22 protein-coding genes and 1 riboswitch are annotated in these 24,199 nt (G+C 38.2%); of the genes, 18 read left to right on the top strand and 4 right to left on the bottom strand.

Annotated features, from left to right (window positions below):
- Nucleotides 1-29 precede the first annotated feature (29 nt).
- Entirely contained in the window at nucleotides 30-1,712 is a 1,683-nt protein-coding gene (locus FS608_RS05150) for a hypothetical protein (protein ID WP_144548192.1), read from the bottom strand.
- Between the two features lie 165 nt (nucleotides 1,713-1,877).
- Nucleotides 1,878-2,077: riboswitch (cobalamin riboswitch) on the top strand.
- 139 nt (nucleotides 2,078-2,216) lie between these two features.
- Here FS608_RS05150 and FS608_RS05145 point away from each other — a divergent pair.
- The 3 genes from FS608_RS05145 to FS608_RS05135 are packed head-to-tail and all read left to right on the top strand — an operon-like array spanning nucleotide 2,217 to nucleotide 6,036.
- Nucleotides 2,217-4,505 (top strand): ribonucleoside-diphosphate reductase subunit alpha, encoded by a 2,289-nt coding sequence (locus FS608_RS05145; RefSeq protein ID WP_144548612.1) that lies wholly within the window; start codon nucleotides 2,217-2,219, stop codon nucleotides 4,503-4,505.
- Between the two features lie 35 nt (nucleotides 4,506-4,540).
- A complete protein-coding gene (locus tag FS608_RS05140) occupies nucleotides 4,541-5,587 on the top strand; it encodes a ribonucleotide-diphosphate reductase subunit beta (protein WP_144548191.1) in 1,047 nt (348 codons plus the stop codon).
- Nucleotides 5,584-6,036 (top strand): flavodoxin domain-containing protein, encoded by a 453-nt coding sequence (locus FS608_RS05135; protein ID WP_144548190.1) that lies wholly within the window; start codon nucleotides 5,584-5,586, stop codon nucleotides 6,034-6,036. The genes FS608_RS05140 and FS608_RS05135 overlap by 4 nt, the downstream gene beginning before the upstream one ends.
- Before the next feature lie 74 nt (nucleotides 6,037-6,110).
- Here FS608_RS05135 and pepF read toward each other — a convergent pair whose 3' ends face one another.
- Nucleotides 6,111-7,925, bottom strand: coding sequence for an oligoendopeptidase F (pepF, locus tag FS608_RS05130; RefSeq protein ID WP_144548189.1), 1,815 nt, complete (start codon nucleotides 7,923-7,925; stop codon nucleotides 6,111-6,113).
- Between the two features lie 198 nt (nucleotides 7,926-8,123).
- Between pepF and FS608_RS05125 the strand changes: the two genes are divergently transcribed.
- The 4 genes from FS608_RS05125 to FS608_RS05110 all read left to right on the top strand — a co-directional run bounded on the left by FS608_RS05125 (nucleotide 8,124) and on the right by FS608_RS05110 (nucleotide 10,466).
- Nucleotides 8,124-8,603, top strand: a complete 480-nt coding sequence (locus FS608_RS05125; RefSeq protein WP_144548188.1) for a PaaI family thioesterase — start codon at nucleotides 8,124-8,126, stop codon at nucleotides 8,601-8,603.
- 252 nt (nucleotides 8,604-8,855) lie between these two features.
- Nucleotides 8,856-9,236 carry a CidA/LrgA family protein gene (locus FS608_RS05120; protein ID WP_144548187.1) on the top strand — a complete coding sequence of 127 codons (381 nt, stop codon included), beginning with the start codon at nucleotides 8,856-8,858 and terminating at the stop codon, nucleotides 9,234-9,236.
- Complete coding sequence (locus FS608_RS05115; protein ID WP_144548186.1) at nucleotides 9,217-9,909, top strand: LrgB family protein; 693 nt, start codon at nucleotides 9,217-9,219, stop codon at nucleotides 9,907-9,909. The genes FS608_RS05120 and FS608_RS05115 overlap by 20 nt, the downstream gene beginning before the upstream one ends.
- Nucleotides 9,910-10,052: 143 nt before the next feature.
- A complete protein-coding gene (locus FS608_RS05110; protein ID WP_144548185.1) occupies nucleotides 10,053-10,466 on the top strand; it encodes a hypothetical protein in 414 nt (137 codons plus the stop codon).
- Between the two features lie 8 nt (nucleotides 10,467-10,474).
- Here the strand turns inward: FS608_RS05110 and FS608_RS05105 are convergent, their stop codons facing one another.
- A complete protein-coding gene (locus tag FS608_RS05105; RefSeq protein ID WP_144548184.1) occupies nucleotides 10,475-11,395 on the bottom strand; it encodes a TetR/AcrR family transcriptional regulator in 921 nt (306 codons plus the stop codon).
- A gap of 184 nt (nucleotides 11,396-11,579) precedes the next feature.
- Between FS608_RS05105 and FS608_RS05100 the strand changes: the two genes are divergently transcribed.
- The 3 genes from FS608_RS05100 to FS608_RS05090 all read left to right on the top strand — a co-directional run bounded on the left by FS608_RS05100 (nucleotide 11,580) and on the right by FS608_RS05090 (nucleotide 14,691).
- Nucleotides 11,580-13,121, top strand: coding sequence for a DHA2 family efflux MFS transporter permease subunit (locus tag FS608_RS05100; RefSeq protein ID WP_144548183.1), 1,542 nt, complete (start codon nucleotides 11,580-11,582; stop codon nucleotides 13,119-13,121).
- 110 nt (nucleotides 13,122-13,231) lie between these two features.
- Nucleotides 13,232-13,834 (top strand): branched-chain amino acid aminotransferase, encoded by a 603-nt coding sequence (locus FS608_RS05095; RefSeq protein ID WP_144548611.1) that lies wholly within the window; start codon nucleotides 13,232-13,234, stop codon nucleotides 13,832-13,834.
- A gap of 83 nt (nucleotides 13,835-13,917) precedes the next feature.
- Nucleotides 13,918-14,691, top strand: a complete 774-nt coding sequence (locus FS608_RS05090; RefSeq protein ID WP_144548610.1) for a cobalamin-binding protein — start codon at nucleotides 13,918-13,920, stop codon at nucleotides 14,689-14,691.
- Between the two features lie 405 nt (nucleotides 14,692-15,096).
- On the opposite strand, the gene FS608_RS05085 is transcribed toward FS608_RS05090, so the two are convergent.
- Nucleotides 15,097-15,396, bottom strand: coding sequence for a hypothetical protein (locus tag FS608_RS05085; protein ID WP_144548182.1), 300 nt, complete (start codon nucleotides 15,394-15,396; stop codon nucleotides 15,097-15,099).
- 218 nt (nucleotides 15,397-15,614) lie between these two features.
- Here FS608_RS05085 and FS608_RS05080 point away from each other — a divergent pair, with 218 nt between their 5' ends.
- The 8 genes from FS608_RS05080 (at nucleotide 15,615) to FS608_RS05045 (ending at nucleotide 24,127) form a co-directional block, all read left to right on the top strand.
- The gene (locus FS608_RS05080) at nucleotides 15,615-16,301 is read left to right on the top strand and encodes an oxidoreductase (protein ID WP_144548181.1); all 687 of its coding nucleotides are present in this window, start codon (nucleotides 15,615-15,617) and stop codon (nucleotides 16,299-16,301) included.
- Nucleotides 16,302-16,318: 17 nt separating this feature from the next.
- A complete protein-coding gene (locus tag FS608_RS05075; protein ID WP_144548180.1) occupies nucleotides 16,319-17,125 on the top strand; it encodes a uroporphyrinogen-III synthase in 807 nt (268 codons plus the stop codon).
- Nucleotides 17,126-17,776: 651 nt separating this feature from the next.
- On the top strand, nucleotides 17,777-19,132 hold the full coding sequence (locus FS608_RS05070; RefSeq protein WP_144548609.1) for an NAD(P)-dependent oxidoreductase: 1,356 nt from the start codon (nucleotides 17,777-17,779) through the stop codon (nucleotides 19,130-19,132).
- A gap of 33 nt (nucleotides 19,133-19,165) precedes the next feature.
- Nucleotides 19,166-20,452: an NAD-dependent dihydropyrimidine dehydrogenase subunit PreA gene (preA, locus tag FS608_RS05065; protein ID WP_144548179.1), complete on the top strand. Its 1,287-nt coding sequence runs from the start codon at nucleotides 19,166-19,168 to the stop codon at nucleotides 20,450-20,452.
- A 22-nt stretch (nucleotides 20,453-20,474) separates the two neighbouring features.
- A complete protein-coding gene (hydA, locus tag FS608_RS05060) occupies nucleotides 20,475-21,893 on the top strand; it encodes a dihydropyrimidinase (protein ID WP_144548178.1) in 1,419 nt (472 codons plus the stop codon).
- A 40-nt stretch (nucleotides 21,894-21,933) separates the two neighbouring features.
- Nucleotides 21,934-22,149, top strand: a complete 216-nt coding sequence (locus FS608_RS05055; protein WP_144548177.1) for a hypothetical protein — start codon at nucleotides 21,934-21,936, stop codon at nucleotides 22,147-22,149.
- Nucleotides 22,150-22,184: 35 nt separating this feature from the next.
- Nucleotides 22,185-22,418, top strand: a complete 234-nt coding sequence (locus tag FS608_RS05050; RefSeq protein WP_144548176.1) for a hypothetical protein — start codon at nucleotides 22,185-22,187, stop codon at nucleotides 22,416-22,418.
- Between the two features lie 77 nt (nucleotides 22,419-22,495).
- Entirely contained in the window at nucleotides 22,496-24,127 is a 1,632-nt protein-coding gene (locus tag FS608_RS05045; RefSeq protein ID WP_144548175.1) for a PucR family transcriptional regulator, read from the top strand.
- Nucleotides 24,128-24,199: the final 72 nt, after the last annotated feature.

Genomic DNA, 24,199 nt, shown 5'->3' with positions numbered 1-24,199 from the left:
TTGGTGCCTGACACCCTATTTTTGTTTCCCTATTGTAGGGCTTCGATTGCTAACTCTTTGGCAGGAAGGAAGTCTTCGCCGGTGTCGAAGTAGATGATGTTTACTTTATCTCCTTCTTTTAGGTAGATAGCGAGTGGAGCTTTTTCCGAAGAAATGATAAAGTTTTGGCGGTTGTTTAATAAGAATGAGACAATGGTGAAATCTCCGTTTTTCTCCTTATAGACTCTCATCACTGTACCGCCAATTTGTTTTTCTTGTGCTTTTGAGATTCCGTCTACCGTACCTTTGCCCCTTTGTAAGGCGGTTTTATATTGCTTAAGGGCCTCATTTGGGGTGCTGGCGTATACTGAAATCTCTGGGTTCGCTGCAGAAACGATGAAGTAATTTTGCAGAAAACCATTTGAGTCTAAAACAGGTGTTAACCAACTGGCTTCACCATAAAAATTGTAAAGAATCGGCATTTGGCCGAGCCATTTCTTTTCAATAAATTTCTTTTCAATGATCTGCAAGGCCCCTTGTGAATCCATATAAGGTTGCTCTGGATTTCCGGTATAGAATGTTGCTTTTCCTGTCCTTGAGTTGGTCAGCGAGTACCCGAGCATGGAATCGACGCCTTCTTTAGGACTTGTGAAATCTGTAAAATAGTACATCTGTCCATTTTCATCAAAGATAGGGCTAACATTTGACTCAGTGCCTTCATCCGATGGGAGTTTCACGTCAGATTTACCGAAGACACTATTCCAAAATCCATGAACAAGGTTCCCGTAATAGCTGTTTTGCAAACTAACAGCTTCAGGCGAAACTGCGCCATCGATAAATTCCGGGACATCTGCTAGTGGATAATCTTTCATTGCTCCATTCTTAGAATCGACTACGACTAGACCCTTAGCTGTAAACCCATTTCGTGCGGAAATAAACTCCCCATAAGTACGGATGTAAAAGGGTTTTCCATTCTCGTCAATTTCTAATTGAACATCGCCAAAGAAAATTTTCTTCGGATATTTCATGCGAATATGCCGCTCAATATTTCTATTAAAAAAAGAGGAAGGGGTAAATATCATTTCTGACTTGATGAATTTAGGATTAGCACTAGAATCTGTTGCACTTAAGGTAAAGTAACCAGGTGTACTGTTTCCTTTCCACCATTTAAAAATCCCGGAAAACTCGACAGGGGCAATATACACATAGTCATCGTTCAGCTTTTGAATTTGCAGGTTCCCAAGCTCATAGTAGCTTGTGTTCGGCACTTGTCCAAACGCTTTTTTCATTTTATTGCGTGCAAACTGCGGTGGGACACTGGCAGGTGTTTCTTTCTCATCAAAAGTTTGAATTTCTACCTTTTCATCCATCTTGGCAACTTCATATTTTTGATCAGCATTAAATATAAAAGCGGATAAGAAATAAATTCCAAGACCGAGACTTGCAAGGAAGAGAATTCCTTTGACTATTCTTTCCGTGCCTTTGGCAAGAACGGTGCCAGCAGCGGTTATTATGATAGCTAACGGCCATACCGAAGTGAAATTTCTATCAAAATTAGTAAAATAATAGAATACAAACACTGTTATCATGAGAATCAAAACAAGTGCAATGAACACGCCGATTTTGAGTTTTTTTCCCTCTTTTTTACTTTCCTGGTCATGTTTAAAAATAGGGATTAGAACAAGCGCAGCAGCTATCCCAATAATCAATGTAAATAAAGAAATGTTCCCCATAAAAATGCCTCTTTTCAATTTGGTCTTTCTTCATATACGGATACTCAATCAAATTAGTTTCATTTTAAAAAATAATAGACTTGAAATATAATTGAGACTATACTATTATTAATACCATTGATTCACTACATATTGTTTTTATTTTTAAAAATCAAACTATATATTGTGTTAGCCTTAAGAGAAGATGCCCATTGTGGCTTAATAGGGAATCTGGTGTAAATCCAGAGCTGCCCCCGCAACTGTAAATGCTGACGAAATGAACAAACCACTGTATAAGATTGTCTAATCTATTAGGTACTTATATGGGAAGGGTTCAAAGTAGGTAGAAGCATGAGTCAGGAGACCTGTCTTTCTTAAGATGTTTCAACTTCTTCGGGGATTGAGAAGATGAACGGTGGCGACAGGAGGCATTGGAGTTTATTCTTTTTTCCTTTTGTAATGTTATCGTTTCATCCGCTCAATTACCGTTGAGCGGATTTTTTTATTATAGGGGGAAATGAAATGATGATTGAGGAACTGCAATCAGAACTAAATTACGTTTTAGAATCTATTGAACAAGTTTCAGGAAAATATCAGATTAATACAATGGAACTTAGAGAACGTCTAGGCCAACTTGATGTAACAGAGCTAGAAGCAAACCAACAAGCTTTAATTTATGCAGTGAATCAAATTGCAATGGACCAGCCGGAATGGACATTCGTTGCAGCCCGTTTATATTTGAATGAACTTTATGGAAAGGCTGCTAAAAGTCGCGGATATGAACGTTCTCTAAAATATGGAGACTTTTATAACTTAATAAAAGAATTAACAGATATAGGAATCTATTCTAGTGATCTTTTAAACGTATATAGTAAGGATGAAATCGACCAGCTTGCAAAAGAGATAAGACCAGAACAAGATTTATTATTTAATTACATAGGGTTATTTTTACTGGCGGATCGCTATCTTGCTCAAGATTATAATCGAAATGTTTATGAACTCCCGCAGGAACGGTTCATGATTATTGCAATGACTATTATGAAGGATGAAAAGCAGTCAAAACGCATCCACCTGGTGAAGGAAGCATATTGGGCATTAAGTCATTTATATATGACTGTTGCCACACCGACTCTAGCGAATGCGGGGAAAAGCTTTGGGCAACTTTCTTCTTGCTTTATTGATACGGTCGACGACTCACTTGACAGCATCTATTTAAACAATTGGGATATTGCCCGGTTAAGTAAAGATGGCGGAGGAATTGGAATCTATTATGGTAAAGTTCGAGCCCTCGGTTCCGATATTAAGAGATTTAAAGGAAACTCATCTGGTGTGGTTCCATGGATAAAATTAGTAAATGATACAGCTGTCAGTGTTGATCAGTTAGGTCAACGTCAAGGGGCCATTGCTGTGTATCTTGATTTGTTCCATAAAGATATTATGAACGGGTTTCTTGATTTGAAAACAAATAATGGGGATGAACGCCGTAAAGCCCATGATATTTTCACAGGTGTTTCCATACCAGACCTCTTTATGAAAAAGTTGGAAGAGAAAGATGAACACGGTAGAAGTATAGGACAATGGCATACATTCTGTCCCCATCAAGTAAAACAAATGATGGGCTGGAAGGATGAACAGGGGAACCTGCTTGGACTTGAGGACTTTTATGATGAAACAGATGTTAAATATTTTACCGAAAAATATGAAGAGGCCGCAGGTAACCCACTTCTACCTCGCAAAACCTACCGTGCCATGGATATCATGACACGGGTCATGGTTGCTCAATTAGAAACAGGAACTCCATATATGTTCTATCGTGATGAAGTAAATAGACAAAATCCAAATAAGCATGTAATGGGTAGAGGCCGTACATCTATTTTTTGCAGTAATCTTTGTACAGAAATTGCTCAAAATATGTCCGCAACGACGGTTGTGAACGAATACCGGAATGATGATGGCCATATCGTGATAGTTCGGAAACCAGGTGATTTCGTAGTTTGCAATTTATCTTCTATTAATCTGGCAAAAGCAGTACCGGCGAATGTCTTAGAACGTCTCATTCGTATACAAGTAAGAATGCTCGATAACGTGATTGATTTAAATACCATATCGGTTGGACAGGCGCAGGTTACAAATAAAAAGTACAGAGCCGTTGGGCTTGGTACGTTTGGGTGGCACCACTTATTAGCACTAAATGGAATGTATTGGGAATCCGAAACAGCTGTTAAGTATGCAGATAGTTTATATGAGGAAATTGCGTTCCATACTATTTGTTCGTCAATGGAGCTGGCTATGGAGAAGGGGCCTTATAGCCAGTTTAGTGGTTCTGAATGGCATACTGGGGAGTATTTTGAACGGAAAGGTTACCAATCAAAAAGGTGGAATCAGCTGAAGAGGGATGTATCAAATCATGGGATCCGTAATGGTTGGTTAATGGCGATTGCACCCAACTCCTCAACGGCGAAGATTGGAGGTTCCACAGATGGAATCGATCCCATCTATTCGGTTGAATATGCAGAGGAAAAGAAGAACTTTAAATTTAAAGTGACCGCACCTGATTTAAATCATAGAACATACGAATATTATCGTCGTTCGAGACATGAATTAGATCAAATTTGGAGCATTAAACAGAATGCCGCACGAGGGCGACATATTGACCAGGGGATTAGCTTTAACCTCTATGTTAGGCACGATATAAAGGCAAAAGACTTGCTAAACCTTCATATGGAAGCTTGGAAGCAAGGTTTAAAGACCACTTATTATGTCAGAAGCACTTCGCAAACTGAAATTGACGAATGTGAGGCATGCCACAGCTAACAACTTTTTAAAAATCGATCGGAGGAAATATTTATATGGATATTCACTTTCCACTGCCTAGAATTAAATTGCTTAACCCTGATTTTCCTAATAAATCCACTGGAATTATTAACGGACAATCATCTGGATTGCTTAACTGGAATGATATTGCCTACCCGCAGATCTACGATTTATATCAAACTTTGTTATCAAATTTTTGGAAAGCACAAGAAATTAATATGCAAGATGATATTAAGCAGTGGGATCTTCTCAGTGCAACAGAACAAGATGTTTTCTTACGAATTAATACTCAACTTGCTTCATTAGATAGCCTGCAAACACCTACCATGTTTCAAGTGATGGACTATGTGACAGATTCTAGTTTTAAAGCAATATTTGCGGTGATTGCTCAGCAGGAAGCGGTGCATAATGAATCCTATTCCTACATCTTAAGTTCTCTCGTACCAATCCATGAACAAAAAGAAAGGTTCAATCAAGCAAAAAATGATCCCCTCGTCCGAAAAAGAAATGACCTGATCTTAGATGCATATGAGAGTTTCAGAAAGAATCCAACACCTCAAAATTTATTTCAACTTGGTGTGAACTCTATAAATCTTGAGGGTATATATTTTTATGCTGGTTTTGCTTTTTTCTATCATCTTGCCCGCCAGCAAAAAATGCTTAAGACCAGTACGATGATTAGTTATATCCAACGAGATGAAATGCAGCATGCCTATTTTATGGCACAGTTTCTACGGATTCTCTTAACAGAAAATCCGGAATTGTATTCTGAAGAGAATATGGATTATGTGTATAAAACGGTAGGACAAGCAGTCCAGCTTGAAAAGGAATGGGCCCATGTGATTTTGAAGGATATTGAAGGTATTAACTTAAACGAGTACGAGGAATACACAGAATATCTTGCCAATAAGCGGCTGCGCCAGCTTGGATTACAGAACTTATTTAAAGAGAGAGAAAACCCAATGCCGTGGATTCATGTTTTCAGTGATGAAATGATGAATGAAACAAAATCCGATTTCTTTGAGCAGAAGTCGAGGACCTATGCTAAGGTAACACAATCCAACGGTTTCGATGAATTATGAATGTTGCAATCGTATATTCTTCTAAAACTGGAAATACAGAAGAAGCTGTTCATTTGATTCAGAAGTTATTTTTAAAAGAAAAGATTGATGTCACTCTTTATCGGATAGAAGAATTACAAATCAGGGACATAATCAATTACGAGGCTGTTGTGATTGGAACCTATACTTGGGGAAATGGGGAAATTCCTCACGAAATGATGGAATTATATCATGCATTTGAAAAAATGGATGTAAAGAGCATCTTGACGGGAATAGTAGGCACAGGAGATAGTGGCTATCCGAAGTTTTGCGGCGCTGTAGATGAATTTAGAGATATGCTGTACGTTCACACTACATTAATTGTCACACTTAAGATTGAGGTTAGCTTACAAGTGTATGACATTGATCGCTGTCGAAAGTTTGTTAGTATTTTTAGGGATCAGTTAAACCAGAAGCAAACCATAGGGTAGTCTTTTAAGTTGTTTGAATAGTTTTAAGTGAGTTTAAAAAACCCTTGCAGCACAAGGGTTTTTTCTATAAATATTTAATGATAAGACTGTTCTAATTCTTCAATTAATGTTCCTACATACTTAACAGCTTTCCGGATTGGGTCGGGCTTTGACATATCAATGCCCGCATGTTTCAATAACTCAAGTGGTTTCATTGTTCCACCGCTACGAAGAACCTCGAGCCATCGGTCAACCGCGGGCTGACCTTCCTCCTGAATTAACTGCGCAATCGCAGTCGATGCCGTCAATCCTGCCGAATAGGTATATGGATATAAGCCCATGTAATAGTGTGGCTGACGCATCCACGTCAATCTTGCCCCTTCATCGATTTCAACAGTGTCTCCCCAGAATTCGGATAGAACTGCACCCGTTACTTCTGTTAAGGTTTTGGCAGTTAACGCCGCCCCACTTTCGGCAAGGGTGTAGATTCTGCGTTGATATTCTGCTTCCAGCAAGTGTGTGACAAAGTTATGATAATAGGTACCGAGCAGCTGCAGGACAACCCAGCGGCGCATTTGTTCATCCTCCGTTGTGGATAGTAAATGCTGACCTAATAACATTTCATTCATGGTAGACGGGGCTTCGATAAAATACATCGAAGGGCGCACATTCATGATCCGTTGATTTTTATTTGCCAAAAAGAAATGTCCTGCATGGCCAAATTCGTGAGCTAAAGTGAAACAGCCACGCATATTATTCTGCCAGGTGATAAGAATGTAGGGGTGTGAACCATAAGGGCTTGAACAGAAGGCGCCCGTTGATTTTCCTACATTATCAGCTAGGTCAACCCAGCGCTCTTTAAAGCCTTTTTCAATGATGCTAGTATACTCAGGTCCCATGACTTTTAGAGAATCCATAATGATTTTGCTTGCTTCTTCATAGGTTGTTTCCGGATTAAACTCAGGATCCAATGGTGCCTTTAAGTCACAAAATAACATCTGATCCAGACCTAAAATCTGCTTCTTTAACTGTGCGAATTTACGCATATGAGGGGCTAGTTCTTTATAGATGATATCGATCTGATTGTTGTACATTTCAGGTGTTACCTGGTGCGGTTCAAGGAGCATATGGGTCACAGATTCATACTTTCGTAAACGTGCGAGGGTAACTTGTTTAGTAACCTCTGTGGCATAGGTTGCTGCCATGGTATTGGTATATTGTTTTAGCGTTGAAACGAAAGATTGATAGGCTGTCCTTCGCACATCTGTATCAGGTGAGAATTCATAACGACTTTCAAACAAAGCAAACGATACAGGTAATTCGTTTCCCTCGCCGTCTTTAATTGGTGCGAACTGCATATCCGCTAACTTCGTCATTTGATAGATTTGGTATGGGGAGCCCTGTAGTTCTCCTAATGCTGCCAATGCTTCTTCTGTTTCTGGTGATAACGTATGCTTTTTTGTTTGAAGAAGGTCGAATAAGTTTTTCTTAAATGCTGCTAGCATTGGTTCTTCTTTGAGGTATTGTTCAACAGTTCCTTCTTCAAACGCAAGAATTTCAGAGTTAATAAAAGATAAAGCAGCAGTACTTTTTGTACGTAATGAAGAAAACTTCGCCATATTGGCTTGATTTATGGGATCAGATCCATCCGCCGATTGCTTTAAACTGGCAAACGTCCACGCTTTAACAATCCTCATCGATAATTGTTCTTGTGCACAAAGGCAATCTAATAAAGCTTTAGAACTAATATGTAATGTACCTTTAAATCTATGAAACTGTGCAATCTGATTTTCTATCTCTATCAATTCAGTTTCCCAAGCTTCTTCTGAAGCAAATAAATCATCTAGATTCCAAGTTAAATCCTCTGGGACTTCTGCACGAGTCAACCGTCTTTCAACCGTTTTTCCCATCAATAATCGCCTCCTTAAGTCTTTCATGATACTGAATATAATCTTATAATATTTGAAAATTATGTCAAATGAATGTTGGTGTCAGGCACCATGTGAAAAAAGTTCATATTTCAAATATTTAGTTAATTGATTGACCTGAGAATTTTTTCAGTGATATTATGTTAATGAAAGCGTTTTCGGTTAAGGGGGAGAAGTTTAATGGAAGATGAGGTAGTAAATGCAATACAAGACGAGTATGCAGATGATTTTGCCTGGTGTTATGGCTGTGGTCGATTGAACGAAGGGGGACATCATTTTCGGACTGGCTGGCAGGGTGAGCGGACAGTAACAATTTTCACACCAGAAGCAGAGCATCTGGCACTTCCAGGTTTTGTTTATGGCGGCATTGTTGCCTCATTAATAGATTGTCATGGAACAGGATCTGCTTCATTGGCGCTTCATCGAAAAAATGGACATGAAGCTGGTGATGGTACGGAGCCCCCAAGGTTCGTAACGGCTTCATTAAATGTGAACTTTCTCAAGCCCACTCCACATGGTATACCTCTAAAAGCAATTGGCAGCGTACATGAAATACACCCTAAAAAGTTTAAGGTTGAGACAGAAGTTTATGCGAACGATATTCTCTGTGCTCGTGGAGAGGTTGTCGCTGTTGTCATGCCTAAATCGTTTCTTAAATAGGTATTCAAATATGTAGTTTTTAGCCGATTCCTACTACGGGGAATCGGTTTTTTTGATTTATCATAGTTAACACGAAAAAAAAGTGAGTTTTTCTAACATTTATTAAATCGCTTTTATAGAATTTATGTTAGAAAACATTCCACATATACAGAAAAACTCAAAATGGTGTGCAATACTGACGTTAGAGAAATTTATTATGACCCCATTTATAAAAAAATGGGTGATTAGATTTAAAACCGGGGGGTGAGCCGAATGGTTCGTAATATTGCTCAGTTTCTCACAATTTTAGTGATTTATTTAATTGGAACGAGGCTCGTTACTTGGTTGGATCTTCCTGTCCCAGGAAGTATTGTTGGCATGGTTCTCTTATTTATCGCATTACTGTCAGGTGTTTGTAAGCTCAAATGGGTCGAAGCAGCTGCCCATTTGCATATTAAACATATAACTCTTTTATTTATTCCATTTATAGTCGGTGTTTGGCATTTTGCAGGAATTTTTAGAGTAGAAGGGATCAAATTAGCCATCATCCTAGCAGCAAGCAGCCTGGTTGTTCTTCTTGTGACAGCTTTTATAGCTGATTATTTAGAAACGAAAAGGAAATGGAGGAAACAAAATGGGAACAATGATCTCTAATATATTGTTATGTACCGGCATTACTGTTATAAGTTATGCAGCAGGGAATAAGGTATTTAAAACTTATAAAAAGTCATGGTTAAATCCGTTATATACGGTAACAGTGTTCATCATGTGTTTATTGACGCTTTCTCATGTCCAAGTGACTCAATATTCATCTGGAACAGGATTATTCTCACTTTTATTAGGAACTGCCACCGTGTCACTCGCTGTTCCCTTATATAAGCATGTGAGAATTATTAAGAAAAATTTCCTGATTATTTTCTGGGCGGTCATGCCAGGCACATTAACAGGTGTAATATCAATTATCTTGTTGACGAAGTATTTGCACATGAATAGAGAAATTATGTTGTCGCTTATTCCAAAATCGGTCACAGCTCCAATTGCTCTGTCTGTATCCCAGTCATTAGGAGGGATTCCGTCTCTGACAATTTTATTTGTCTGTATATCTGCGGTTTTTTCATTAATGATTGGTCCATTTCTTTTAAATTTAACTCGGATTAGAAGTAGAATTGCAAAGGGGTTAGCATTAGGAACATCTGCTCAAGCAATTGGCGCTAATCGTGCATTTGAATGGGGAGAATTAGAAGGGGTCATGGGGAGCATTGCGATGATTACCTCCGCGTTGATTATGTCTGTTATGATACCCTTATTCATACACCTTTCCCTTTAAAAAAGTACTTTATTTATCGGGAATTTTATTAAAAGCTGTCCTTTCCAAAAACCATTTTAATGAAAATGTAATATTTCTATCCGAAACCAAAATTACCCATCCTTCGTCAAATTATATAAGGAGATATATAAGGAGGCGAACGGGTGGAGCGGATTAGAAAAATAGCCGTTACCTTAGTGATCGTTTCGGTCATAGGATGTGGTCTAGTTGTCAGCAGTTTTGGTTCTGCGATTTTTCAGGAAGGGAATCCCATACCATTAATGATTTCTGCAATAAAGCTTCACTTTTCTGATTCTGAATTTGAACTTTTCTCAAAAACAGAGAAACGAAGCAAATATTTATCGCAAAGTAATGGAAATAGCAATTATAATGTTGTAAAAAAATACATGAAATTAAAAGGTTGGAAGTTTCAAGAAAAGATGGGTTCAGGACTTATATTTACAAAAAATGGTGAAGATGCAATCGTAGTGGTAAAGCAATATTCAAGGAATTATTTTATTTGGGAAATTCAACAACGCTTTTCAAATGATAAAAGCTATACATACACAAACCCCTAATCCTTAGATTAGGGGTTTGCGTCTTCCGACTCCATAGAACTATAAAAAGCTTCAATTAGTTCATCAAGCTGCCCTAGTTCCTTTTTCCAAAGTGAAGCAGGATTTTGCTTTAAAGATAAAAGGGCACTTTGAATAAGAAACTTTCTTGGGGATCTTGTATGGATGATTTCTTCTTGTATAAAATCTAACAGTTCATGGTATTTGTTTTGTTCATTTAAATCTTTAATACTCTTCGCTATTGACGCCCTCAATATTAAGGCTAATTTTACCAACTGGGTTAAAATCTCATGATTGTTTTTTGGACAGTCGGGGACCCATTTTTCTAGAGTTTTAGGTTCGATTAATTGCTCCCCTGATTCAGCAACTTCATCAACCATTTTTACCATTCGCGCTACACAGTAGCGGACCACACTGCTTACTTTTTCACCCGATTCATGGGCCATTCGATTGTATTGAATATTATATTGTATTATCCCTTGAAACATAATCGCACAGTCCAAGAGGAATGGTTTTTTGTCTTCACCGAAGATGTCGACAAATCGATTGTAATACCAACGAAGCGAATTTAAACGGGCCCGTTGGATATACTGTTTGAGATCTGCGTCATTAGATGCTAATACTTCCTCGTATAGGGCAAGTAATTTATTTTTCCTATTAGAAATCATTTGTAATTCCACTTGCTTAATGAAAATCTCAATACTAGAAGGGTTTTGACCGATTAATAAGTCGTTTCGGTCCTTTTCTAGTTTCTTATAAATTGTTTTATATATTGCGATTAATAATTCACTTTTAGATGAAAAATAATTATAAAATGTTCCTTTAGAAATCCCGCTATAGTCTAAAATATCCTGGATAGACGTTGCTTGAAATCCTTTTTCGATGAATAATTGATGAGCCATATTTACTACATGCAGTTTTCGGTCATTCATAAAATCACCACTTATTTCAATTTGTACTATTAGTATAAAAATATAGTACATTATTTAATGCATGATTACAAACCCATAATTTTTCAGGTTTTTTTAATTGCAAAAGTTGAACTGAGCGTATATTATTATGTAAGTGTGAAACAGGGGTATAAAAATTTGAACAATTATTATAGGGGGAAATTTAATGGGTGAAACGATAAAAAAGACTAGCAAACCACCATACGGAATCCTTGCCGTCTTAATGGTTGGAGCTTTTATTGCTTTCTTAAATAACACATTACTTAATATAGCATTGCCGTCAATCATGAAGGATTTAGAGATTGAAGCAGCTACAGTCCAATGGCTGACAACTGGATTTATGTTAGTGAACGGAATTCTTATTCCTTTATCAGCGTATTTAATACAAAAGTTTTCTGTTCGGCAGTTATTCTTAGCTGCAATGATTTTGTTTACGATAGGAACCATTTTAGCAGGATTTGCACATGCCTTTCCATTGTTATTAACGGGCCGGATGGTTCAAGCCTCAGGTTCTGCGATTATGATGCCATTGTTAATGAACGTTATGTTAACCAGTTTTCCAGTTGAAAAACGTGGAATGGCGATGGGGGTTTTTGGTTTAGTGTTAATGTTTGCCCCAGCGATTGGACCGACTTTATCGGGCTGGATTATTGAACACTATGACTGGAGAATGCTTTTCCATTTTGTCACACCAATTGCGATTATCGTTGTTTTACTTGGCGTTTTCTTACTTAAAGATAAGAAGGAGAAAGTCGATATCCGCTTGGATTTCCTATCTGTGGTGTTATCAAGTGTTGGATTCGGTGGAATCCTTTATGGTTTTAGTAAAGCAGGTACAAAAGGATGGGATAGTCCTGAGGTCTACGGTACCCTCGCAATCGGGGTTATTTGTTTAGTAATATTTATCCTTCGACAATTAAGTCAAGAACGACCACTGCTTAACTTCCGGATTTACAAATACCCAATGTTTGCTTTATCATCTGCTATTTCTATGATTGTTACGATGGCGATGTTCTCAGGTATGATCCTCTTGCCAATTTATGTCCAAACGATTCGAGGGATTTCTCCTTTAGATGCTGGCTTATTGTTACTGCCAGGTGCCATTTCAATGGCAATTATGATGCCAATCACAGGGAAATTATTCGATAAATTTGGCGGACGTACATTAGCCATTATTGGTTTAGGGATTACAGTGGTTACTAGTTATATGTTTAGTAAATTGACACTTGAAACAACTTATACTCATTTAATTATTTTATATACAATACGAATGTTCGGGATGTCCATGGTGAATATGCCTGTTACGACTAACGGCTTGAACCAATTACCTGCACGCTTTTATCCACACGGTACAGCAATGAACAATACGATGTCGCAGGTATCAGGTGCGATTGGTACGGCATTGTTGGTCACAGTGATGACAAACCGCGCGAAAACACATGCAACTGAATTGATTGCAGCTGCTAAAAAGGCTGTACCAGCAAATCCGTCAGTAAAAATAACGGAAGCGATGCAATTAAAAATGCAGCATGATATTCAAATGAAAGCCATGTTAGAAGGTATTAATGATGCATTCTATGTAACCGTCTTTATCGCCGGTCTTGCCTTGGTGCTTGCGTTATTTATTAAACGGGCGAAGCAAGCGGAAGATCCAGGAGATGTAAAGCCTTCTACACATAAGGTGAATGCGAAATTAGCGGAGAATTAAACTTAAATGATGGGGGTGACTATAAAGTCACCTCTATTTTTTTGTTTCCTTTCGTTTTATAGTAGAATAAGGAATACAAGCAACTGTGAAAATAAGGAGGAGCATTTTTGATGATAAAAGACCATATCCAACAATACATAGATGAAAAGCAATCCAATCAAAAGACAGGGGTGATCACACTTTTCAAAGAAGAAAAGGAGTATGCTGAAAAAAACCAACTAGCTGGTGATCTACAATTTTCCGAGCAGGATGCGAGTATTCGGTTCGCTGATGCCTACATAGAGCGATGTGATAAAGAAACTGAAAACATGCTGAAGAATGAATCATCAGCATTCTTAAATGAGCCTCTTAATTACTTAAAAAAGCATAAAAATGAGTTTATTTATGTTGAATCAAATTGGTTTGATTTAATTAGTGTCGAAGCTGTTTCTTTAGAAGCAGATGATGTGTTTGGGACCTATGATGTCATGTTAGGTTTAAAGCTGCAAAAGAAGTTTGAAAAAACATTAAAGGAAAATTTGAATAGCCTCCTAAACGGGGATGAAGCCAAATTTGATTTAATGTTTAGTCAAGATGATGGCTTATGGAATTTGAATTTCGCCTTAAATTATGTCGAAGGATACAAGGAAGAGTTAACCATAGGTGAGGCGTTTCAACTCATATATCGCTTTTTATTTCAGTTGGTGGAAGCGGTCGAAGGGGAACGGAAATAAATTTGGTCAAAGACGTATGGATAGGAATTGATATCCATGCGTTTTATGATTTATCGCTAAATAGGGAGGAGAGAGGTTATAAGATGCGAGTCATTTCCTTATGCCCGAGTAATACGGAAATTATTGAATATCTCGGTTTAACACACTTATTGGTAGGAGTCGACGACTTTTCCGATTGGCCAGCTTCAATTAAGAGTCTGCCTAAATTAGGTCCCGATTTGTCAATTAATATGGATTTGGTTGAAGAATTACAGCCAGATTTGGTCCTTGCATCTTTAAGTGTTCCCGGGATGGAGAAAAATGTGGAAGCTTTACAGGTACGAGGAATTCCACACCTTGTGTTAAATCCGCAATCACTAACAGACATTGAAAATGATTTAATAATAACGGCTGAAGCACTCGGAGAGCATAAACGTGGAGTAGAGGCGGTCAAGCAATTTCGTTTTCGCCTTGAAAAAGTTAGACAGAAAGGTGCAAATCACTATTACAAGCCAAATTTGTACTGGGAATGGTGGCCAAAGCCAATTTTTACACCAGGAAAAATAAACTGGCTTACGGAGATTTCTGAGGCTGCTGGGGCAGTGAATATCTTTCAGGATGTGGATTTAGCAAGCGTTCAAACGGAATGGGAGGATGTATTAAGCCGTAAACCCGATTTCATTTGTCTTGCTTGGGTAGGAGTGAGAAAAGAAAAAATCCACAAAAGCCTTGTTAAGAAGCGGGATGGATTTGAAAAACTAGGATATGAAAGTGATGATCGAATTCTAATTCTTGAAGAAGAGCTCTACTGCAGACCCTCGCCAAGACTCATTGTTGGTTTAGAAAGATTAGTAGAGTTAATCCATAGAATGGAATGAGTAAATTGTAATGCTTAGGGTAAATGAAAAGGTCTTTCATTGCCCGTAAGGAGATAACAATTCACAATACGGTAAATGAAAAGGTCTTTCATTGCCCATGGGGAGTAAAAAATTCACAATACGGTAAATGAAAAGGTCGTTCATTGCCCGTGGGGAGTAAACAATTCACTATACGGTAAATGAAAAGGTTTTTCATTGCCGTGAGGAGATAACAATTCACTATACGGTAAATGAAAAGGTCTTTCATTGTCCATGGGGAGATAAATATCTCTATACGGTAAATAAAAAGGTCTTTCATTACCCAAAGGAGTGTAATTATCCTCTTTACGGTAAATGAAAAGATTACAAAAGATGATTTTAACGTCTAAAATGAAAAGGGAGGGATTTGTAGCCCTCCCAAAAAATTCAACTAAAATCCTCCTCTGAAATTGAGATTGCCGAACCTGTTGAAGTATGTGCGTTTATCCATCCTAACGAGGTTTCCGATACATTTGTCCAATCGGGTATTATATCCTTATGCTGCTCGACCCAACTCATGCAGTATTGTGGATCAATATTATAATCAAGGCACTGAGCTAAGAAAGATTGGATGGTGTCTTCATTGCAATTCTGCCATGACCCACATGTATTACTCCACACATTTTCCATTTTTGTTTGCAGTGAAACCTCATTAATAAAATTACTAAATTGAAAATCGTTTGTCATAAATGTTCCTCCTTTATTAAAAATTCACATTCATAAGTATGTCCAATCTGAAAATAATTGAACAAAAAACCATCTATTATTTCAAAAAATGAATATCAGTTTTCTACACTTAATAAGCACCCATAAATTTACTTATGAGGATTAATATTCTTCATTATTCTTAAAGATTGTGTAATAATCTTAATAAAGAAGTTGGTTGGATCAAAAGGAGAAAAAATATGGAAAATAATAGAAAAACAGCTCTAATACTAGGTGCTACGGGACTAGTAGGTAATGAATTGGTAAAAATCCTCATCCAACAACAAAATTATGAAAAAATCCATTTGTTAGTACGAAGACCAATTGCACGTCATGATCCCTCATGTGAAGTGCATGTTGTTGATTTTGAGAAACTTGATACATACATAGAATTATTTCAGGTTACGGACGTTTTTTGCTGTTTAGGAACGACAATTAAAAAAGCAAAAAGCAAGGAAGCTTTTCGAAAAGTAGATTATGAATATCCAGTCGAGGCAGCTAAAATAGCGAAAAGAAGTGAGGTAGAGAAATTTCTAATTATTACCGCAATGGGATCAAATGCTAAATCAAGTATTTTTTATAATCGAGTAAAGGGTGAAGTGGAAGAATCTTTAGATAATTTAAGTTTACCATCTGTACATATTTTTAGGCCATCACTTTTATTAGGGGACAGAAAAGAATTTCGCTTCGGGGAAAAAATTGCCGCAAAAACAAGTGCTATTATCAATGTACTCATGGTTGGTCCATTACGACCTTATAAAGCCATTGAAGCTAAAAACGTTGCAATGGCAATGGCTGTAGTAGGGAAATTTGGTAAAAGTGGGATGAATATTTATCCTTCGCATAAGATCGAACAAATCGCAAAAGAAAAAAATATTATTATTTAGTCTGAGAGGTAAGTAAGATGGAAAAGGGTTTGACTGGAAAACAAGTCGTTATCTGTGGTTCGCGAAAGATAGAAGAAATAAGTACACTAATTGAAAAACAGGGAGGCGTTCCTCTCATTCGACCCCTTCAAGGGACAGTGTTTTTAGCCGAGAAAGAAGTAGAACCAGATATACTTGAATTCGTAGAAAATGGGGCTGATTGGGTCATTTTCACCACTGGGATCGGCTTTGAGTCACTTATGGATTTAGCAGCAAAACTTGGATTAAGTGATTTATTTTTAAAGAATATTCGTGGAGCCAAGATCGCCTCGAGAGGATACAAAACACTGTCTGCTTTGAAAAAATGTGATCTGAAACCACATGTGGTTGATGTGGATGGAACAACGAAAGGATTAGCACTTGCACTCGAAAATGTTGATTTCTCTGGAACGAGAGTTATGGTTCAACTCCATGGTGAAACAGCACCTGCATTAACAACATTCTTAGAAGAGCGTGGGGCAACTGTAAAAAAAATCCTTCCATATCAGCATATTGCACCTGATACTGAGATAGTAGATCGGTTAATACATGAGCTGCAGTTCGATAAATGTCACGCGGTTTGTTTTACCACTGCTACACAGGTGCACTCGCTTTTTGAATATGCAAGAGAAAATAACACCTATGCAGATATCGTGACCGCTTTCAATAAAAAGGTCGTTGCTGGAGCAGTTGGAAAAGTAACCGAAGCAGCTTTAAAAGATGAGGGAATTGAAAGAATTGTGGTTCCTGAAAAGGAAAGAATGGGGGCAATGGTGGTCGAGTTAGCTAAATATTTTCTGATTTAGATAGTTTTAAGTGTACCTCCATTACGGTGGGTACACTTTTTTTGGGGAGACCTGAAATGCAAAAATAGTAGAAAATGTCGAGAAATTTTTACACGTGCTGTATTTAGGATTTTGTTTTTTCAAGTGAAAAGAAGTCTAATTAAACAAGTAAAATTCAGGTGATAAAACCCTCCAGAGCCACCAAATAAAGTATGTAAGAAAAATTGACAATTCGATAGATTATTACAATTTTTTTGGTATCATTATGTTAAATTGAAAAAGTATTCAGGAAAGAATCCAAAAAAAGCTTGCCCTCTGATAATACTTTATCTATTATTCCCTTTTAATGCTAACATACATCAATGCTCCCTCTCTGATTCTACATTCTTAAAAGACATCTTACTTTTTACATAATGGTCAATTTATTGCATGCATCATTTTACAGATTGTCAGGTGAAATGCCTATTAGCAGTCTGTAAAATTAAAATAAGATGCAGAATTTTCTGCAAAATACATATATGCACAAAAGGAGTTGGTCCCTTTTTGGTAGTATCCAATTATTAAAGCGCTTACATTTTGGTTCCAGTAAAAAACAGGACAACTTTCTGCCTTCAAAAGTTTTGAAAAATCGATATAAAAATGAAGGAGGTTTCTCTATTGGCGAATGATAAAATGCAGCGTATTTCCCTATCTAATCTTGAAAAGAACTTTCTAGAAGTGGAAAGTGGGCTGACAAACCGAGAGGCTGTTGAAGAATCTAATCGCTGCCTCTATTGCTATGATGCCCCGTGTATTAAAGCATGTCCAACAGGTATTGATATTCCTACTTTTATTAAAAAAATTGCTTCAGGAAACTTATTAGGATCTGCCAGAACAATCATGTCATCCAATCCTGTCGGTGCAAGTTGTTCGCGGGTATGTCCTACTGAAGAATTATGTGAAGGGGCATGTGTCCTAAATCACTCTACTAAACCAATTATGATTGGTAATTTACAAAGATATGCTACTGATTGGGCAATGGTAAATAATCAGACACTTTTTCAACCATGTCAATCTAACGGAAGGACAGTGGCTGTCATCGGCGGGGGGCCGGCTGGTCTATCCGCAGCAAGAGAGCTGGCAAGGTTAGGATACGAGGTTACGATCTTTGAAGGTTCCGAGAAAGCGGGCGGTTTAAATACGTACGGAATAGTTTCTTTCCGGTTACCGCAAAGAATTTCTTTCTGGGAAGTTGAACAGGTTGAGAAATTGAATGTCGATATTAGAACTAACACGTTGGTCGGTAAGGATATATCTGTAGAAGAAATCACTGAAAATTTCGATTATATCATCCTGGCAGTAGGTATGGCACATGTACCAAACCTTGGTGTGGAAGGTGAAAACCTTGCGGGTGTTTATGATGCGATTGAATTTGTTAAAGCAACCAAAAGCGGTCAGTTATCTCAAGATTTTGTTGGAAAGCGCGTTGTTGTCATTGGGGCCGGAAATACTGCGATTGATGGGGCGACCTGTTCTGTCCGCTTAGGAGCAGAAAACGTCAAAATCTTATATCGAAGAACGGAAGAAGAAATGACCGCCTATGATTTTGAATATGAATTTGCCAAACAGGACGGTGTAGAATTCCGATGGCTGACAGCTCCAAAACGGATTATTGGTGATGAAACTGGTAAGGTGACTGGCATTGAGTGTATCAAAATGGAACTTGGCGAGCCTGAAAAAGATGGTCGACGACGTCCAACAGTTATTGAAGGATCAGAGCATGTCCTTCCGGTCGATGCCGTGGTGAAAGCGATTGGTCAGACCCGACACCTCAAAGTGATTGAAGAGTTCGGCATAGAGCATAATGGAGGGGTTGTGAAGGTCAACACTGAGACCTTACAAACTTCCAACCCAAAAGTATTTGCCTGCGGGGATGTTGTGTTTGGAAAAGGAAATGGAGACGCCATGGTTGTTACAGCTGCGCAACAAGGGAAAGATGTGGCTTATGCGATTCATAAGCAATCTTCCTTCGTCGGGACGGCAAACTAATATCTCAAATGAAAATAGAGGGGAGAAAAATAGATGGCTGATTTACGTATCGATCTTGCAGGGATTAAATCTCCTAACCCATTTTGGCTGGCGTCAGCACCGCCGACCAACTCTGGCTATCAAGTACAGAGAGCCTTTGAAGCAGGATGGGGTGGGGCCGTTTGGAAAACACTGGGCGATCCGATTCTGAATGTATCATCAAGATTTGCCGCTGTAAGTTTTAACGGACAAAGAGTGGCGGGTTTCAATAATATTGAACTTATAACTGACAGACCATTAGATGTTAATTTAAAAGAAATCTATGAAACTAAGAAGCGTTTTCCAAACCATGCCATCATTGCTTCGCTCATGGTGGAACCGAAGCAAGAAAAGTGGCATGAAATTGTTAAACGTGTTGAGGATGTCGGTGTGGATGGACTTGAGTTGAATTTCGGGTGTCCCCACGGGATGGCTGAGCGTGGCATGGGTTCTGCTTCCGGTCAGGTACCAGCCCTGGTTGAACGGCAGACCTATTGGGCGAAGGAAGTAGCTAAAACACCTGTTATTGTAAAATTAACACCAAACATTACCGATATTACGGCGACGGCCGAAGCTGCCTGCAATGGTGGTGCTGATGCGATTTCCATGATCAATACGATTAATAGCTTGATGGGGGTCGATCTTGATTCATGGAATACCATTCCCCATGTAGCCGGAAAAGGAGCACACGGCGGATATTGTGGACCTGCAGTAAAGCCGATTGCCTTAAATATGGTTGCAGAATGCGCAAGACATCCACGTATTAACGTCCCAATTTCAGGGATAGGCGGGATTTCCAACTGGAAGGATGCCGTTGAATTTATGTTGATGGGTGCAACAGGTATTCAAGTTTGTACAGCTGCTATGCACCATGGTTTCCGCATTGTCGAGGACATGATTGAAGGTCTTAGCAATTACCTCGATAGCAAAGGAATTGCTTCGGTATCTGAAATTTTCGGGAAATCTGTTCCTAGATACTCAGATTGGGGTAATTTGGATTTAAATTACAATATCGTTGCAAAAATTAATACGGATGTTTGTATTAATTGCAACAAGTGCCATATTGCTTGCGAGGATACTTCGCATCAATGTATCGATATGTTGACGGACGTAAATGGGAAGAGTTACCTCAAGGTGCGTGAAGAAGATTGTGTCGGCTGTAATTTATGTTCGATTGTTTGTCCAGTCGATGGAGCCATTGACATGGTGGAAGCCACGAGGGAATTAGAACCAATGACCTGGAATGAACGCCAAGCAGCCTTAAGCGGCGTGGTTGAATGTAAAGCAGATATTACGAAGTAAATGATACCGAGGAGGAAATTTAATGAAAAAAATAATCAAAAATGGCACGATTGTTACTGCCGCTGACACGTATCAAGGAGAAATATTAATTGAGGATGGTAAGATCACACAAATAGGCTCAAATTTAACAGCGATCGGAGCGGAAGTCATCGACGCAAAAGGCTGTTTTGTTTTTCCAGGAGGGATTGATCCACATACTCACCTCGACATGCCTTTTGGAGGAACGGTAACAAAGGATGATTTTGAATCAGGCACGATTGCTGCTGCCTTCGGGGGTACGACAACGGTTATTGATTTTTGCTTAACCAACAAGGGTGAGCCCCTGAAAAATTCTATTCAAACCTGGCATGATAAATCGAAAGAGAAAGCGGTCATTGATTATGGGTTCCATTTAATGATCTCAGAAATCAATGAAGATGTCCTGGGTGAACTTCCACAGGTTATAAATGAAGAAGGTATTACCTCTTTTAAAGTATTTATGGCATACAAAAATGTATTTCAAGCGGATGATGAAACATTGTTTAAGACCTTAATTTCCGCAAAAGAACATGGTGCATTGGTAATGGTCCATGCAGAAAACGGCGATGTTATTGATTACTTAACAAAGAAAGCCCTCGACGAAGGAAATACAGCTCCTATTTACCATGCATTAACAAGACCTCCTGAATTAGAGGGAGAAGCGACTGGACGTGCGGCGAATTTCACAGGGCTTGCTAATTCACAGTTATATGTGGTCCATGTCTCCTGTGCGGATGCAGTAGAACAAATTGCTAAAGCACGCAGTAAGGGCTTTGATGTTTGGGGGGAAACGTGCCCGCAATATTTAGTCCTTGATCAAAGCTACTTAGAGAAACCGAATTTCGAAGGGGCAAAATATGTATGGTCACCGCCGCTTCGAGAAAAGTGGAATCAAGATGTTTTATGGAATGCTTTGAAGAGCGGTCAACTGCAAACTATCGGCTCCGATCAATGCTCCTTTGATTTTAAAGGGCAGAAGGATTTAGGAAGGGATGATTTTACTAAAATTCCGAATGGAGGCCCAATTATTGAGGATCGTTTTTCGGTTCTATTCTCTGAAGGGGTGAAAAAAGGCCGTATTAGTTTAAATCAATTTGTCGATGTTACCTCAACAAGGAGCGCAAAGCTATTTGGTCTATTCCCGAAAAAAGGGACAATCGCTGTTGGTGCAGATGCAGACCTTGTGATTTTTGATCCGAATATTGAACGAGTCATTTCTGCTGAGACCCACCATATGGCTGTGGATTATAACGCATTTGAAGGAATGAAGATCACCGGAGAGCCAGTATCCGTGTTGTCACGTGGGGAATTTGTTGTCCGTGACAAGCAGTTTGTTGGTAAACCAGGTTCCGGCCAATATTTAAAGCGTGCAAAATATAATAAAAATGCGCTTGTAAACCAAAACGAAACACTATCAATCTAATAATTATTAAAGATATTTCTGATTTAAAGGGGGAACTTAGATGTCAGATTATCAGCAATTTTTAGATGAAAGAGACAAAATTGATTTTCTTATCCAAAAGGGGTATCAGATCAACGGTGTAAATGAACATCTAAACGGAGCAACTGTTGAATTTGTCCATCCAAGCGGAAATGTAACCGAAATACTGAAGATAGGAACAGCCAATGCCCGTAAGTATTTTACTAGTCTATTATTAAAGCAAAAACACACCAGCTAGACCATGTTAGGAAAAAGTAAAAAGGGGTGGGAAGGATGGAATTTTATTTAAGATCCAAAGACAATGCCTATCCTTGTGAAGTCACAATTGATGAAGATAATGGCCGTTATACGATCCGAAAATCAGATTCGAGTGGAGAGTACTTTAACTCTGCAAAAGAATTAGTGGTTTGGATTATCGAAAATTGGCAATCTGAAGATTTTCTTGATCGTGAGGAATTTGAGTCCATGCTAAATAAAATAAAGGTATACTTCCCGATCATCCATTAGAAATAAATGAAAGGATTGGTTGAAAGGCCAATCCTTTCAATTAATGCTTCTGTTCATTTTTTTTCAAGGAGAGCCAAATGATCAAAGACCATTTACATTTAACAGTGGCAGATATCTTAAAGCGAAAGAACTTTGAACACGCACACGTTATTGCAGGAGAAAAAGGTATTCAACGATTTGTCAAATGGGTTCATGTTGTCGAGGTCACGAGTATTCGTAATCTTCTTAACGGAAATGAGCTTATTCTTTCAACAGGGGTTGCATGGAAGGGGAATACGGAATTATTTGTTTCGATGGTAAAAGAATTTCTTGATAACCAGGCAGCAGGCTTATGTATTGAAATGGGAACATACTTAACTGAGATTCCTGTGGAAGTCATAGAAGTTGCTAACGAACATCAATTCCCCATCATCGTTTTTTCGAAAGAAGTTCCGTTTGTACAAATCACTCAAGATATTCACTCGATGATTATCAACCAGCAATACCAGATGATATCTGATTTAGAAAATTACTCCCAAAGCCTGAATAAACGTCTATTAACGATTGAAAGTTATGAAGATATACTAAAATGTATGTTTTCTTCTCTGGATTTACAAATTATTTTTCGTTTGAAAAACCAGAGTTATGAGTTTGTTCCACATATCCATCTACTTGAACAAAAAACAATCATTCACCAGCTCGAAGAATTTAAAATAAGCCCTTGTGAAAATATTGCCTCCCAACCTATTTTCTTATTTGGGCAAGAATGCGCGGAATTATTCATCTATTCTAAAAATCTTCCAATCCGTGAATACGATGTATTGATTTTAGATCGGACTGCTACTGCGCTAGCCCAGCATTTACTACGGGATATGTATGTCGAAGAAAAAAAGCGTGTCGAGGAGTTTGAGTGGTTGTATGGCTGGCTTGAAGGTGAACATTCCCCCGAAAGTATTAGTGAATATTTTACGCAGAACCGGGTCAAACCCAAAACCAATGAAGTCGCAGTCTTAATCACGAAGCTTATTCCCCTCAAAGAGAAAATCACACAAGATGTAACGTATTTAAAACTACTATTTCGTTCGATTCTTGAACAGAATGGCTTCACGGTGTTTTCTGTAGAAAAAAGAAATGAAATAACGTTCATTCTTGTAAATAACCGAGCAAAAAAGAATGTAAAGGAACGAATGAAAACAGCAATCGAATCCATACTTGATTCAGAGTTTATTAGAAAACAATGTTCAGTGAAAATATTGATTGCTGCAGGAAGTATTAGCGGGAATATATATGAAGTACATAAAAGTTATCAAACTGCAAAAGAAACTCAGCGAATCCAGCAAAAGATGTCCAATAAAACTGACTATTATTTTTATGAAGATTTGCATTTATATCGGCTGATCTCACAAATGAGTAAACATATCAATCTGCAAGAGTTTGCTGCAGAGTATTTACAGCCAGTGATTCATTATGATCAGAAATATAATGGCAAGTTGTTGGAGACGTTAAAGGTTTATTTAGAATGCAATGGTTCAAAACAAGAGGCAGCGAGCAAGCTATATATCGTTAGGCAAACGTTGTATCATCGCTTGCAAAAGCTTGAAAGCATTCTGGGTGAAGACTTTATGGAACATGAAAAACGAGTGGCCATCGAATTTATGCTGCTAGTACAAGATTATTTAGCATCATCCCAATTTGCTTTAAGCATTAATAAATATCGAAAACTGGAATAAGGGTTGATAGTTGCTCATACCGTCAAAGAAATACCCCGCCTCATTATATAGATTGTCTAATGATAGAGTGCA

The organism is Bacillus sp. X1(2014), assembly GCF_007678255.1.
This window is presented reverse-complemented; position numbering and strand designations above follow the sequence as displayed.

Excerpts from the sequence above, each read along its gene's own strand:
- FS608_RS05150 (WP_144548192.1), bottom strand. The coding sequence starts at position 1,712 with ATGGGGAACATTTCTTTATTTACATTGATTATTGGGATAGCTGCTGCG.
- FS608_RS05145 (WP_144548612.1), top strand. The coding sequence starts at position 2,217 with ATGATTGAGGAACTGCAATCAGAACTAAATTACGTTTTAGAATCTATT.
- FS608_RS05140 (WP_144548191.1), top strand. The coding sequence starts at position 4,541 with ATGGATATTCACTTTCCACTGCCTAGAATTAAATTGCTTAACCCTGAT.
- FS608_RS05135 (WP_144548190.1), top strand. The coding sequence starts at position 5,584 with ATGAATGTTGCAATCGTATATTCTTCTAAAACTGGAAATACAGAAGAA.
- pepF (WP_144548189.1), bottom strand. The coding sequence starts at position 7,925 with ATGGGAAAAACGGTTGAAAGACGGTTGACTCGTGCAGAAGTCCCAGAG.
- FS608_RS05125 (WP_144548188.1), top strand. The coding sequence starts at position 8,124 with ATGGAAGATGAGGTAGTAAATGCAATACAAGACGAGTATGCAGATGAT.
- FS608_RS05120 (WP_144548187.1), top strand. The coding sequence starts at position 8,856 with ATGGTTCGTAATATTGCTCAGTTTCTCACAATTTTAGTGATTTATTTA.
- FS608_RS05115 (WP_144548186.1), top strand. The coding sequence starts at position 9,217 with ATGGGAACAATGATCTCTAATATATTGTTATGTACCGGCATTACTGTT.
- FS608_RS05105 (WP_144548184.1), bottom strand. The coding sequence starts at position 11,395 with ATGAATGACCGAAAACTGCATGTAGTAAATATGGCTCATCAATTATTC.
- FS608_RS05100 (WP_144548183.1), top strand. The coding sequence starts at position 11,580 with ATGGGTGAAACGATAAAAAAGACTAGCAAACCACCATACGGAATCCTT.
- FS608_RS05095 (WP_144548611.1), top strand. The coding sequence starts at position 13,232 with ATGATAAAAGACCATATCCAACAATACATAGATGAAAAGCAATCCAAT.
- FS608_RS05090 (WP_144548610.1), top strand. The coding sequence starts at position 13,918 with ATGCGAGTCATTTCCTTATGCCCGAGTAATACGGAAATTATTGAATAT.
- FS608_RS05085 (WP_144548182.1), bottom strand. The coding sequence starts at position 15,396 with ATGACAAACGATTTTCAATTTAGTAATTTTATTAATGAGGTTTCACTG.
- FS608_RS05080 (WP_144548181.1), top strand. The coding sequence starts at position 15,615 with ATGGAAAATAATAGAAAAACAGCTCTAATACTAGGTGCTACGGGACTA.
- FS608_RS05075 (WP_144548180.1), top strand. The coding sequence starts at position 16,319 with ATGGAAAAGGGTTTGACTGGAAAACAAGTCGTTATCTGTGGTTCGCGA.
- FS608_RS05070 (WP_144548609.1), top strand. The coding sequence starts at position 17,777 with ATGCAGCGTATTTCCCTATCTAATCTTGAAAAGAACTTTCTAGAAGTG.
- preA (WP_144548179.1), top strand. The coding sequence starts at position 19,166 with ATGGCTGATTTACGTATCGATCTTGCAGGGATTAAATCTCCTAACCCA.
- hydA (WP_144548178.1), top strand. The coding sequence starts at position 20,475 with ATGAAAAAAATAATCAAAAATGGCACGATTGTTACTGCCGCTGACACG.
- FS608_RS05055 (WP_144548177.1), top strand. The coding sequence starts at position 21,934 with ATGTCAGATTATCAGCAATTTTTAGATGAAAGAGACAAAATTGATTTT.
- FS608_RS05050 (WP_144548176.1), top strand. The coding sequence starts at position 22,185 with ATGGAATTTTATTTAAGATCCAAAGACAATGCCTATCCTTGTGAAGTC.
- FS608_RS05045 (WP_144548175.1), top strand. The coding sequence starts at position 22,496 with ATGATCAAAGACCATTTACATTTAACAGTGGCAGATATCTTAAAGCGA.